Source organism: Streptomyces sp. NBC_01515 (assembly GCF_045040345.1).
Classification (GTDB): Bacteria; Actinomycetota; Actinomycetes; order Streptomycetales; family Streptomycetaceae; genus Streptomyces.
The window spans coordinates 3993601-4006681 of sequence record NZ_CP109416.1 but is presented as its reverse complement, the minus strand read 5'-3'; the positions used below and the strand labels follow the sequence as shown (position 1 = coordinate 4006681).

At 69.9% G+C, this 13081-nt stretch carries 10 protein-coding genes; 4 read left to right on the top strand and 6 right to left on the bottom strand.

Annotated elements, in window-relative coordinates:
- Positions 1-16: 16 nt before the first annotated feature.
- From OG407_RS17680 to OG407_RS17655, 6 genes are all read right to left on the bottom strand, one after another.
- Positions 17-757 (bottom strand): methyltransferase domain-containing protein, encoded by a 741-nt coding sequence (locus OG407_RS17680; RefSeq protein ID WP_405859147.1) that lies wholly within the window; start codon positions 755-757, stop codon positions 17-19.
- Positions 754-2064 (bottom strand): condensation protein, encoded by a 1311-nt coding sequence (locus tag OG407_RS17675; RefSeq protein WP_405859145.1) that lies wholly within the window; start codon positions 2062-2064, stop codon positions 754-756. The genes OG407_RS17680 and OG407_RS17675 overlap by 4 nt, the downstream gene beginning before the upstream one ends.
- On the bottom strand, positions 2061-6581 hold the full coding sequence (locus OG407_RS17670; RefSeq protein ID WP_405868464.1) for an alpha-(1->3)-arabinofuranosyltransferase family protein: 4521 nt from the start codon (positions 6579-6581) through the stop codon (positions 2061-2063). The genes OG407_RS17675 and OG407_RS17670 overlap by 4 nt, the downstream gene beginning before the upstream one ends.
- Positions 6578-7351, bottom strand: a complete 774-nt coding sequence (locus OG407_RS17665; RefSeq protein ID WP_405868462.1) for a class I SAM-dependent methyltransferase — start codon at positions 7349-7351, stop codon at positions 6578-6580. The genes OG407_RS17670 and OG407_RS17665 overlap by 4 nt, the downstream gene beginning before the upstream one ends.
- A 50-nt stretch (positions 7352-7401) precedes the next feature.
- Entirely contained in the window at positions 7402-8553 is a 1152-nt protein-coding gene (locus OG407_RS17660; RefSeq protein ID WP_405859143.1) for a glycosyltransferase family 4 protein, read from the bottom strand.
- A 189-nt stretch (positions 8554-8742) separates the two neighbouring features.
- Positions 8743-9720 (bottom strand): DUF3068 domain-containing protein, encoded by a 978-nt coding sequence (locus OG407_RS17655; protein WP_405859141.1) that lies wholly within the window; start codon positions 9718-9720, stop codon positions 8743-8745.
- 154 nt (positions 9721-9874) lie between these two features.
- Here OG407_RS17655 and OG407_RS17650 point away from each other — a divergent pair, with 154 nt between their 5' ends.
- The 4 genes from OG407_RS17650 (at position 9875) to OG407_RS17635 (ending at position 13030) form a co-directional block, all read left to right on the top strand.
- Positions 9875-10027, top strand: a complete 153-nt coding sequence (locus OG407_RS17650) for a hypothetical protein (RefSeq protein ID WP_327404313.1) — start codon at positions 9875-9877, stop codon at positions 10025-10027.
- Positions 10028-10055: 28 nt separating this feature from the next.
- On the top strand, positions 10056-11273 hold the full coding sequence (locus tag OG407_RS17645) for a helix-turn-helix domain-containing protein (protein ID WP_405868460.1): 1218 nt from the start codon (positions 10056-10058) through the stop codon (positions 11271-11273).
- Positions 11274-11417: 144 nt separating this feature from the next.
- Positions 11418-12191, top strand: a complete 774-nt coding sequence (locus OG407_RS17640) for an IclR family transcriptional regulator (RefSeq protein WP_328683543.1) — start codon at positions 11418-11420, stop codon at positions 12189-12191.
- Positions 12188-13030 carry an SMP-30/gluconolactonase/LRE family protein gene (locus OG407_RS17635; protein WP_405859139.1) on the top strand — a complete coding sequence of 281 codons (843 nt, stop codon included), beginning with the start codon at positions 12188-12190 and terminating at the stop codon, positions 13028-13030. The genes OG407_RS17640 and OG407_RS17635 overlap by 4 nt, the downstream gene beginning before the upstream one ends.
- The last annotated feature ends 51 nt before the right edge of the window (positions 13031-13081 follow it).

Here is a 13081-nt window from a genome sequence, read left to right as displayed (position 1 = left end):
CACACGGCCGCGCCCCCTACGTCTTCCGTGCGTGCAGCAGCAGGATCGACGCCAACTGCGGTCTGGCACAGGCCAGTCGGTCGAGGGGGCGGAGCGGTCGCGGTACGCCGTGGAAGGGCGCGCCCTTGAGTCCGACGACCTCGAAGCCGGCCGCCGTCACGAACTCCCGTAGCGCACGCGGGGTGTAGAGCCGCAGATGTCCTACGACCTCCTTGCCCGGGCGGCCGTGGATCGCGCGCAGGCTCACCTCCGAGAACACGGGCTGGACGCCGGCGAGCAGCAGGGCGCGGTTGTACCAGGCGGCCAAGTTCGGGGTGGACAGCATGAGATGGCCTCCCGGGCGCAGGACGCGGTGGATCTCGGCGAGGGCGGTGTCCGGGTCGACGAGGTGCTCGATCACTTCGCTGAACAGGACGGCGTCGGCGGTGGCTGTGCGGAGCGGTAACGCGGTGAGTTCGCCTCGGACCGTGTACGGGAGGTGTGTGCGGGCTCGGGTGAGGGCGTCCTGGGACCAGTCGACGCCGATGATGCGGTGGCCGGTGAGGAGGGGGGCGGCGGTGGCGGCGGCGGTCGCGTCGCCGCAGCCGATGTCGAGGATCGTGCGGGGGTGTTCGGCGGTGGCCGGGCCGAGGGCGGTGGCGAGGACGCGGGCCTGGCGGAGGGTGCGGGAGGGGCCGGAGGCGACGGGGGTGGCGGGGTTCTCGTAGAAGTCGCGGAGGTCGGGGCGCACCTGGTTCGGGGGAGTGGTGGTCGTCATTCCGGGTGCGCCTCCGTCTGTTCCGTCGTGTGCAGGTAGTGCTCGAAGAGGTCGCGGAGGTGGGCTCCGTCGCCGGGGCCGAGGAGGGTGCGGGACCAGCGGAGGGCCACGTGGAGTTTGCCCGCGGTGGACGCCGTCGTCACGGTGAGGCCTCGGGGCATACGGGCGGGGGCGGAGAACCAGACCGCGTGCGCGCGGCCCGTCGGGGCGCCGAAGTCCAGGGTGTACGGGATGCGGCCGATGTTGCTGAGGAGGGTGGTCGAGGTCCAGGGGGCGGCTGCCCTGCGGAGGCCTCGGGTGAGGGTGGCTCGCCAGACGACGGGGACGACCGGGCTCGTCAACAGGGTTGCTCCGTGGCCCAGTTGGGGGCGGGGGAGGGCTTTGAGGGCGCGGGTTCGGGTTGCCGTGCGGTGGAGTAGTTCGGCCATGTGGTGGGCGGGGGTGGTGGCCAACTCCTGTGGGGCGAAGGTGACTTCGACCAGGCGCGTGCCGTTGCCTATCGGCATGTCCGTGCCTCGGGGGCGGTCGTCCACGGGCATCGTGATGCGCAGCGGGCGGGGGTGTGCGCCGTGTTCGCGGTTCCAGTGGGCGATCATCAGGGCCGTGGTGACCATGAGTTGGTCGTTCACCGTGTAGGGGGAGCCCTTGGGGCGGTGGGGGACGGGGAGTTCGGTGAGGAGGAGGCCGTTGCCGCCGGGGGTGCGCGTGGGGGTGCCGGGGGCTACTCGTGCGGGTGGAGTCCATACGGAGGGGGTGTCCGTGGGGGGTTCTGGGGGGTCCGGGGGGCGGGTTGGTGGGGCGGTGGGGGTGTTGTCCTTGCCGCCGTACAGCTCCGCTGCGGTGGCGAGGATGCGGAGGCAGGCGGGGCCGTCCAGTGCGGTGTGGTTGACCGTGAGGATGAGGGCGGTTCCGTGGGGGAGTTCGATTGCTTCCAGGCGGATGGGTGGGGATGCGGTGAGGGGCGGGGTGTGGGTGAGGGAGCGGGTGCGGGCCTGTTTGAGGGCGTCTTGGGCGGGGGGCGGGAAGGTGACCACGTCTAGGTCCGGGGTGTCGGTCAGCTCCCATTCGTAGCGGCGGCGGTACCAGGGGCCGGGGGCCTCGCGCATGAGGATGCGGGGGTGGTGGTGCAGGGCCTCGGTGAATGCGGTGCGGAGCCGTTCCGGGTTTACGGGGCCTGGGAGGTGGACCTCTATGTGGACGGTTTCCGGTTCGGCGGATTGGTGGCAGTGGCGGGCGATTTCGTCGACTGTGGGGAAGGGGATGCGAGTGGGGGCGTTGGTGCGGGGAGGCTGGTCGAGTGTGGTCATCGGGGGCCGTCCTTTTGGTACGGGCCGGTGGGGGCTGGGTGCGCCCGCGCGGCGGAGCCGCCAATGTCACGGCCCCGCGCCCCTGAAGGGGCACCGTTGTCTGCCTCCGGTTCGGTGGGGGTTGGGCGTGTCCGTGCGGCGGAGTCGCTGATGTCACGGTCCCGCGCCCCTATTGGGTCCTCGCCGTGGGGCGGCTGGTTGTTGTTGGCTCCGGGTTCGGAGGGGGCTGGATGCGCCCGTGCGGCGGAGTCGCTGATGTCATGGCCCCGTGCCTCTGGAGGGGTGGCTCCCCTGGCCTGGGCTGAGATTGTGCGGCTTGATTCCACTGGGGCCTTTTCGCCCAGGGTGCTTGTGCCTCGTTCTCTTTGGGGTAGGGGTGGGACCGGTGCTGGTTCCGGAGCGGAGCGCTCTCGTACGGCTACCAGGCCCGCGAACAAGCCGATCAGTGCGAGGAGTTGGGCCGTGTGGCTGAACGCTCCCTCGCCTGCGCCCACCGGTTCGCCCGCTCCCGTTGCCGCCGCGATGCCTGCCCCTGCCAGTGCCGCGAAGGCGATCGGGACCAGGAGCGCGTGTCTGCGGTAGGCCAGCAGGGCCAGGGCCGGGACCAGTAGGGCGAACCAGCCTGCTATCACCACTCCGATCAGGGTCAGGGCCACCGTGCCCAGCCACAGGCCGGGGAGTGGTGGGGGTGGTTGCACCTCGTCGGGGCTTGGTTCGTCGCGGCGCCAGACCACCAGGGCCAGGAGGGCGACCAGGGCGACTCCGCTGCCGATGAGGCCGGCCTCGTATGGTGTCGCGGGTTCGTAGGTCAGCTTGATCGTGCCGCCTGCGCCTGCCGGGACTCGCCAGCCCTGTTGCCAGCCGTCCAGGCGGAGGGGGGTCAACTCCTTGCCGTTCAGGGTGGCTTGCCAACCCGTGTTGTAGTTCTCGTAAGTGGTGAGGTACGAGGCCGTGCCCGAGCCGACGGTCACCTCTCGGCGGTCGCCGAGCCAGTCCACGACCCGCAGCCCCCGACCAGTGTCCTTCGCGAATGTGACACTTCCCCGGGTGAGTGTCACATTTGTCAGGGACAGGGGTCCCGCGTCCCCCGCCTCGACCCGGTGTGCTCCCGACGCCAGCTCCAACGCCCCGTCCGCCTTGCCATGCTGACAGAGCGTCACTTCAGCCTCCCGGCGTTCCGTCAGGTCGCCTACGGTCCCCTTCACGCTCGTCTCGTACAGCTCGCCGTCCACCCCCACCACCGGGCCCTTGCCGCAGGGCAGGGTGAAGGGGCGGGACGGGGTCGGTTGGGGGGTGCGGTACTGGTCCAGGGCCGGGATGTAGGCCTCGGTCAGGCCCACGGGGAGTTGGAGGTTCTCGTCGGCTATCGGGTTGTGGAGAGTGAGAGGGGCCGTCTTCGTGATCGTGATGGACAGGCTGTCCGTCGTTATCGGGTCGAAGCGGGTTACGCCGTTCTCGTCCACGCCGGCGATCGTCGAACCGTCCGGTGACGTTATGTTCACCTCGGTCGGGCGGGTCGACAGGCCGCCCGCGGGCGCCAACACCACTTCGCCCACTGGCTGTTTGCCGGTCCAGGTGAGGTGGATCGTCGGGCGGTCGCCCGCTATCCAGCCCGTCGTCAGGTCGCCGTCCGTGAGGTTGCGGGCGGCGAGGCCTGTGCCAAGTGCCGCTGTGGAGTCGGCCGTTGCCGTGATGCGGTGCTGTTGGGCGGGGGCCACCTCGTAGAGGAGCTTGTCCAACTCCTCACCGGGTGTCGCCACCGCGGTCGCCTTCATCTCGTACGTTCCCGCCGTCGACGTCGAGAACGTGCGGTGCAGGCCCGCCTCCGTGCCCGTCGGGGAGAGGCCGGTCGGGTCGGCCGTGCGGTGCAGGGAGATGAGCTCGGCGGAGGCGTCGGTCGTGTTCGCGTCGGTGGGGAGCTTGAGGAGTCGGGTGACCTGGATGTGGGGAAGGGTGATCTCGGAGAAGCCCGCGCCGGTCAGGCCGGTATGGCGGGCCACCGAGTCGACGATCGTCAGCTTCATCCAACTCGTCGAGCCGGATGGGGATTTGATCGTCTGAGGCATGCCGTTCGGCTGGAGGTAGCTGGTCGCCGAGCCCTTCGCCGTCTCCACCCGCACCTCCGTCGCCGCCGCGCGCACGCTCTCCTGCGGGAGCGGCGTGACCTTGAACGAACCCGGCATGTCGTACGACCCGCCCGCGAAGGCGATGCGCAGCCACTGGCCGTTCGGTGAGCCTGCCGCGCCCTCCGCCCACGCGGTGTCCGGGTTGCCGTCGAAGGCGTTCACCGGGTCGAACTGGGGGAGCGAGAACAGCCAGTTGCCGCTCGAAGACGCCGTCACCGAACGGGCGCCGCGCAGCTGTGCCACCGTCTGGTGGGCGATGCCCTTCGTCGGCAGGATCTGCTTCGGCTTCTCGCCCGCGTCCTGGACCGCGTCGGGCGCGTTGCGTTCGGTGGGTGTGTATGTGTACGACGTGTTGGCGTCGACCAGGCCGAACCGGGTGTCGGCGCGGCGCAGTCCGTCGCCCACCACCTGGAGCGCGGGCGATCCAAGGCCCGGGTGGTTGTCGCCCGTCAACACCGTTGCCCTGCCCCGGAGTTCGGTGGCGAGGGGGAGCAGGGACTCCGGGCCGCCGGAGACCACCGCCGTGTCGGCCACCGGCGTCAGGCCCGCCTGGCCGGGGCGGATCACGTCCTTGCCCGTCGGTTCGTAGATCTCCACCGCCCGTTGGCGCGGGTAGAGGCCCTCGACCTGGAGCGGGGTGTCGTTCGCGATCCGGCCGCCGGTCATGACGGGACCCAGGCCCGTCACCCGTTGGTAGCCGGACTGTTCCAGGGTGCGTTTGACGGTGGTGGTCGGGACGTAGCCGATCTGGTCGGGGTCCAGGTCGTTGCGTACGACGACGTAGTAGACGCCCGCCCGGCTCAAGTAGTCGGCCAGGCCCGGGACTTCACTCCCGCTCGCCAGTGCCTGCTCGACCGCGTCCATCGCCCGCCGGTTGCCGGGGGTGCCCATCGGGACGTAATCGCGTTCCGCCCAGCGGGAGTTGGCGAGGACGTCCAGGGGTTCGTCGATGGGGGAGCCCCAGGTGTAGATGCCGTGCGCGGTCGCCGGGACGACCAGGGCGCGGGAGTCGGGGGAGTACTTGTGCAGCCAGTCCGCCGTGGACTGCCAGTACTTGGGGAGCTGCTGGAACGAACCGGGGTTCAGGATCGACCCGTTGAGATACGGCCACGCCAGTCCGGGGAGTACGAGGATCGCCGCGATCAGCGGGGCGAGTCGGCGGCCCGGCACCGGGCGGGCCCCGCGTGTCTCGGCGGCCACGCCGACCAGGTGGGCCAGACCCAGGACGAGTGCGAGGGCCAGGCCCGCCTGGAACTTGTAGATGTTGCGGAACGGGACGAGCGGGCCGTTCAGCCAGTCCTGCACCAGCCCGTGGAAGGGCGCCCCGAACGCGCCGCCGTACCCGGCGAACAGGATCAGCGCGACCGTCACGGAGGTCAGCACCAGCCACCGCCGCTCCGGCATGTCCCGTCTGGCCAGACCGGCCAGCCCCAGCCCTGCCGCGAGGGCCGAGCAGACGATCACGATCACCGAGGAGGCGACCGTCCAGCCGGCCGGTATCCAGGCCTCCCCGAGGTGCAGATAGGCGACCCAGTCACCGGCTCCGCGCAGACCCTCCGTCGCCGACATGGTGTCCGTCGTGGTCTGCGAAGTCTCCACGTAGGGAAGGAAGTTCTCGCCGTACACGCCGAGCATGAGGAGCGGGATCCACCACCATGCCGTCGCCAGGATCACCCCCGGCCCCCACCAGGCGATCAGCTTGCGCTGCCGTGGTCCCGGTGGCCGGGAGAGCAGATACAGGCCGACGGGGAGGAGGGAGGCGAGGGTCGCGGCAGCGTTGACGCCGCCCATGAAGGGGACGAGCAGAGCCGAGCGAAGGGCCGCGATGCGGGCCGTATAGCGCTCGTTGGTGAGCGGCAGCAGGACCCAGGGGAGGAAGGCGCCAGGTAGGGCGGCAGCCGAGGTCGACCCCACGACGATCGTGAACACCGGCCACAACGCGTACGTCACGGCGGCGAGGAGGCGGGACGCGGGGCTGCCGACGCGCAGCCGTTCGGCCAGCCGCAGCGCGCCCCAGAAGGCCACCGACACGACGAGCGAGAGCCACAGCCGTTCCGCCAGCCAGACCGGCAACTGCACGGCATGGGCCAGCCAGTAGAACGGCAGCATCGGCCAGAGATAGCCCGCGTACTGGTCCTGGATACCGCCGAACGAACCCCGGTCGTGCCACAACTGGCCCAGGTCGGACAGGAATTGACCGGGGTCCACGGTGACGCCGAGCTTCGTGTCGAAGGTCTGGCGCCCCGGGTGCACGGCGAGGAACAGCACGAACACCACGGCCCAGAACCCCAGCAGCCAGCGCCAAGACCTCGGGCCCTCCGGGGGACCCGCGATGGTCGTGGTGGTGGGGTCGGCCGCCGGGGGCGGGGCCTGGACCGTGGTCGCCGTCATGGTGGACACCGCCGGAGGATGAGGAGGAGGTTCCAGGTGGCCAACTCCCTTATCCCGGGCACTTTTACGACGGCTCGGTCGAGGAAGGGCCAGTAGCGGGAACGCGCCGCGACGACCATGACGTCATCACGGGCACGGACCTGCCGCAGGGTGGCACCGATGTGCACGGCGAACAGGTTCTCGCCGAGCGTGTGCTTGGCCGGCTTTCCGGTACGGCGCCGGTAGCGGCCGCGGGCCCGTTCGGCACCGAGGTAGTGCCAGGGCGCCCACTCGTGACCGCCCCACGGGGACAGCCAGTTGGTGAACGACACATAGATCAGCCCACCGGGCCGCGTCACCCGAGCCAGCTCACTGAGAAACGTCTCCGGATCGGCCACATGCTCAAGGACGTTGGAGGAGAACGTCACATCCGCGACCCCGTCGGACAGCGGCAGCAAATACCCGTCGGCGATGACGGTCCCGTCCGACGGTTTCCCTCCCAACTCCCGTACGTCCGGCTCGAAGAGATACGCATGAGCACCACGCCGCCGAAACTCCTCGGTGAAATACCCGCTCCCACCGCCGACATCAATGACGGTCCGACTGGCGACGGAACCGTGGTAGGCCTCGACTTGATCGGCAGCATCACGGGCGAGCAGCGAGTAGCAGAACTCCGGATCGTCTTGTTCATGCAGGAAGGCGCGAAACAGGGCAAGAGAGCGCTGGAGGGACGGGTCCTTGAATCGCCGCTGAGGTGCAGCGCCCCTTAAGGGGCGCGGGGCTGTATCGATATGCGGCTCCGCCGCGGGGCGCGACCAGCCACGACGCACCCGCAGCCAATTCACGACCCCCAGCCCTTCACCGCCTCACCGGCCACCACACGAAACTGTCTAACCGTCCGATCCCAGCGATAATGCCCCGCAAGATCACACGCAGCCTTACCCATGGCCTCACGCCGAAGCCCAGACAGAGTCAACGTGCACCAGGCAGCGGCGAAGGAGGACTCACCACGAGCCAGCACGCCGGTCTCCCCGTCAACAACCGAGTCCCGCAACCCAGGCACATCAAACGCAATCGCCGGAGTCTCACGGGCGGCGGCCTCCGTCACCACCAACCCCCACCCCTCCAGCGCAGAAGGGTGCAGCAACAACCAGGCCGCACACAGCAGTTCGTGTTTCCGGGCCTCCGAGACATGCCCGGTGAACTCCACACCGGGCCCGGCGAGTTGCTCAAGCCGCTCCCGTTCAGGACCGTCACCGACGATCACCAGCCGCCCGCCCGTCACGGGACGTACCCGCTCCCACAACCGCAGCAGCAGATCGATCCGCTTGTACTCGACGAGCCGCCCGACAGCCACGAAAAGCGGCTCGACGGAGCGCTCGGCACGAGGCCCCGGCTCCTCAACTCCGTTGTGGACAACCCGGATCCGGTCCCGCTCCACCCCGATCCCGCGCAGCGCATGCGCGGTCGAGGGAGACACCGCGACCAACAGCCCACGATGCTGTGCCCCGGTCAGCGCCCAGTGTTCGAGTCTTCGCCCGATCCGCGCGGCCGGTGCCATCGGCCCGCCGAACCGCATCTTCCACACATCCGTGTGGACGTGGTTGACCAGGCACAGGGTCGGCCCGTGATGCCACACGGGAGCGAAGTACGGCATCCCGTTGCACACCTCGACCAACAGGTCGCAGTCACCGATCTGTTGGGCGAAGGCGGTACGGGCACGCAGGAAATGACCGTACGCACCGCCCGCCGACACCACGCGGTAGTCGCGGTAGGCGGCCGGGCCGCCGCACAACAGGGTGACCTGGTGGCCGAGTCGGGTGAGGCCGTCGGCGAGTCTGTCCACGAGAAGTTCGGAGCCGCCGGCCTGGGGATTGTCGAGGTCCCGGTGGGCGAGGAAGACGATCCGGCGCGGTTGCGGCACCGGCGCCGGGGGGTGCTGCGCGACCGGGGGAAACGGGGCGCGCAGGGAGTAGGGCACGTGCTGGGGCATGGGTGCTCCAACTCGTCTCAGGGTGCGGAACGTTGGCGGATCGGAGGGCGGAACTGCGGCGGATCAGGGCGCGGTGCGGAGTTCTGTGTGTGGGCTGTGCCGGGGTGGGTTGGTCAGTTTTCGCCCCGGCGTTGCTGACGGCTACTCACCCGCATGACAATTTCCGGGGTTGTTGGAACTGACGTCACGTCACATCGTGGGTGGATACTCGGGTGAAGCGGGCGATTCGGGGCGCCGGCGGCCTCGTAGCACCAGAACGCCACCCGCCACAGCGAGGACGAATCCGGCCACAGCGGCACCGATCGGCAACGACTGCCCCACCAGGCGCAGTTGGCCGCTCTCCCGCTTCGCCAGTTTCACCTGTTCCTTCTGCGTGGCCGTGGTGAACGCGAGCTTGTCGGCGTCCAGGAGGAGGACCGCGTCGTAGGCGTGACCGGGGGCGCGCAGGGTGCGCCGGGGGCCGGTCCGGGCGTAGATCACCCGGCCGGTGCGCTGGTCGACGATCAGCTCGATGCCGTGGTTGGAGTACCACTCCTCGGCCAGGATCTGGGGGGACTTGGGCTGGTCGACGAGGCTGCCGGGGACCAGGCGGGTGCCGATCTTCGAGGGCGGGACCGTGCCCTTGAAGACGTAACCCGGGTAGCCCTGCACCTTCTCGGTCCCCGCGTAACGCAGAGTCACCGTCGCGCCGAGGGAGTTGTCCCACCACTGGTACGGCTGTTTCCGCACGTCGAACGGGAACTTCAGGAAGGCGTCGCCCTCGAAGTACGGGTTCTCGTGGCAGCAGTGCACCGGCTTGTTGGTCTTACGGTCAGTGACCCAGCGGTTGGGGAAGAACTCCAGCGCGTCGTGCGGATCGGCGGCCGGCAGCGACTTGTCTGTGTCGACGGTCGTCGTGACGTCCCAGACCGCGTCCCCGCTCCTCTCGCTGTCCGCGACATCGCCGCGCACCTGCTGGGTCACGGTGATCCGCTGGTCGTCCACGGTCCGCAACTCGCCGGTGTCGAAGTAGCTTCCGGTGCCCCGGTAGACGGCGGTCGTGTCGATGTCGATCGGGGTCACGGCGGCCCGCGGTTCGACGTACCACGCCAGCAGTGGCGCCAGGACCAGCAGAAATGTGCCAAGTCCCAGCAGGATCAAGGAAAATGGAGAGGTCGTACGGCGCATCCGGACACTCCAGTGAAGGTTGGTGACGGAGTTCGGGCCGCTCTTGGGCCGGGAACCGTAGGCGCCCCTTGACGGAGTGTCAATGTCTGCCGACACTGGGCCGACGGGCAGGGGCAGGGCGCACGGACCTCGGGACAGAGAGGCTGACCCCGCGATGCCCAGACTGCTCGCCGCCGCACTCACCATGGTCCTGGCCGCCGCCCTCGCCGTGGGCGCCGCGCTCGGTGTCGTCGCGCTGCTGGACGCGAGACCGGCCCAGCCGAACACGCCTCTGGTCACGTACGAGCAAGCGGGCCAGGGGAGTTGACCCCGTGTCCGCACCACCGGCGACCGTGATGCCGCGCTCCGCGTGGCACGACGTACCGCACGTCCAGGTACGGGAGTTCGCGGCGATCGCCATGGCCGAGGCGCCCGCGCTCGCCGAGGAGATCCTGCGGGAGATCCGCCGTGAGCACCCCCAACTGCCGCTGGTTCTCGACGAGTCGGGTGAGCCGATGGCTCTGGTCGGCATCCGTCGTGCCATCGAGGTGTTCGTCCAGCACCTGGAGACCGCCGAGGGCCGTCCGACCGTACCGCCGGGCGTCTTCCAGGAGTTCGGGCGCGGGGAGGGCCTGCACGGCCGCAGCCTCGACTCGCTCCAGGCGATCTACCGGATGGGCGTGCGGCTCGCCTGGCGGCGGCTGGCCGAGATCGGGCAGCGGGTCGAGATCCCGCCGCCCGCGATGTACGCACTCGTCGACGCGGGCTACGAGTATCTGGACGGGCTGGTCGACCAGTCCGTGCGCGGGTACGCGGAGGCCGCCGCCCGGCAGGCGGGGGAGCGGCTGCGCCTTCAGCGGCGGCTCATGGAACTCCTCCTCGCCGAGCACCACCGGGGCGACCCGACCGAGGCCCTCGCCGAACGTGCCGCCCGCATCGGCTGGCCGTTGCCCGACAAGGTCGCCGTGGGCGTTCTGCTGCGCCCGGCCCGCGAGGCGGTCGCCCCCGCCGTGGGGCAGGAGGTGCTGCTCGACATGGAGTACGAGCAGCCGCGCATGGTCGTGCCCGAGCCGGATGCCGCCGGGCGGCCCGAGCTGCTGCACCGGGCGCTGACCGGCTGGGCCGGGGCGATCGGGCCGCCGGTGCCGCTGGCCGACGCGGTGAAGTCGGCGCGCTGGGCCGAGGCGGCCGTAGGGCTGATGGAGCGGGGGCTGTTGCCGGGCGGGGGTGTTCTGTACTGCACCGAGCACACCGAGGCGCTGGTGCTGTTGCAGCCGGAGGAGCTGATCGACGATCTCGCGCTGCGGTGTCTCGCGCCGCTTGAGCACTCCGGGCCGACGCACCGGCGGCGGCTCGCGGAGACCCTGCTGGCGTGGCTGGAGACGCGGGGCGGGGCGCCGGAGGTGGCCGCGCGGCTCGGGGTGCATCCGCAGACCGTGCGGTATCGCCTCCGGCAGATCCGCGAACTGTGGGGTGACGAGATCGACCACCCGGACCGCCGGTTCGAGCTCGAACTCGTGCTGCGCGCCCAGCGGTTGCGTGGTGAACTGGGCGATCCCAGGGCCGGTCGGTAGTCACATGGTCACGCGACCATTGCCCGTGCAACTCTGTATGGCTAGCCTGTGTTCGTCATGCCGATCGTCAGTTGAAATTTCGAACACGACGCTCGGTGCGACACCCCATGCAGCCACTCGCAGACACCTAGAAGGGGGCCGGTTGTGGGACGACTCGTACCTGCCGTGACCCGGGCTCTCGATATTCTCGAGCTCTTCCTCGACGGGGACGGGACGCTCTCCGCCCCCGACATCGTGCGCAAGCTGCAACTGCCGCGCACAACCGTGCACGAACTGGTCACCACTCTCGCCGCCCGGTCGTACATCGTGCCCGTGCCCGGACAACCGGGACGTTACCGGCTCGGAGTCCGTCCGTACCAGCTCGGGAGCCGATACGCCGAGCAGCTCGACCTCGCCGCCGAGGGGCAGCAGGTCGCCCGGTCCGTCGCCGAGACCTGCGACGAGACCGTGCACGTCGCGATCCTCGAAGGCACCGACGTCATCTACATCGCCAAGGTCGACTCCACGCACGCGGTGCGCATGGTGTCGGCGGCCGGGCGTCGGCTGCCCGCGCACTGCACGTCCGTGGGCAAGATGCTGCTGGCCTCGCTGCCCGAGCCGGAGCTGACCGCGCGCATTCCGGCCGATGTGTCGTTGGTCGCGATGACGCCGAACAGCATTGTCGAGCCGGGGGCGCTCCGGGAGGCTCTTGCCGAGATCCGGTCGCGGGGGGTCGCCGTCGAGAGTCGTGAGTCGAATCCGGATGTGTCGTGCGTGGCGGCGCCCGTGCGGGACCGCACGGGACAGGTCGTCGCCGCTCTCTCCATCTCCGTTCCCATGATCCGGTGGAGCGACGAGCGGCGGGTGGAGTTGGAGCAGCTCGCCGCGAAGGGCGCCGTTGAATTGTCGGAGCGGCTCGGGCACAGGAGTGTGGGATGACGTACGAGGTGGCTGTACGGGCCGAGGCGACGTTGGGCGAGGGGCCGACGTGGGACGCCACGGCGGGGCGGTTGATCTGGATCGACATCCTTGGGTCCCGGGTGCATACGTACGACCCGTCGTCGGGGCGCCGGACGGTGCGGGTGACCGAGCAGCACGTCGGGGCTGCCAAGCCCCGGGTTGGTGGGGGGCTCGTTCTCAATCTGCGGGACGGGGTCGGGCTTGTCGATCCCGACGGGGAGTTCCGGTGGCTGCATCGGGAGCCGGTTGCCGGGCGGCGGGCCAACGACGCGGCCGTGGCGCCTGACGGGGCGTTGTGGGTGGGGACGATGCGGTACGACGAGGCGGCTTGCGGGGGCACGTTGTCCCGGGTCGCCGGGGACGGGTCCGTGCGGCTGATTCTTGATGACGTGGCCGTGAGCAACGGGACCGGGTGGAGTCCTGATGGGCGGTTGATGTACTACATCGACTCGCCCACCCGTCGGATCGATGTGTTCGAGTACGCGGACGGGCGGGTGTCGAAGCGGCGGCGGTTCGCGGAGGTTGAGGTCGGCGCGGGGTTTCCTGACGGGCTCACCGTTGATGCGGACGGGTGTGTGTGGGTGGCGTTGTGGGGTGGGGGTGCGGTGCGGAGGTATACGCCGGACGGGGAGTTGGAGCGGGTTGTCTCGTTGCCGGCCTCGCTGGTCACCGCGTGCGCGTTCGGGGGTGCGGATTTGACTGACCTGTACGTTACGACTGCTCGGGTGGGGCTTGAGTCGCCGGAACCTGTGGCTGGGTCGCTGTTGGTTGTGCCGGGGGCCGGTAAGGGATTGGTGCAGCCTGCTTTTGCGGGGTGACGAGGGTTGGTTCTTTGACTGCGGGCGCGTCGTGGCTGGTCGCGCAGTTCC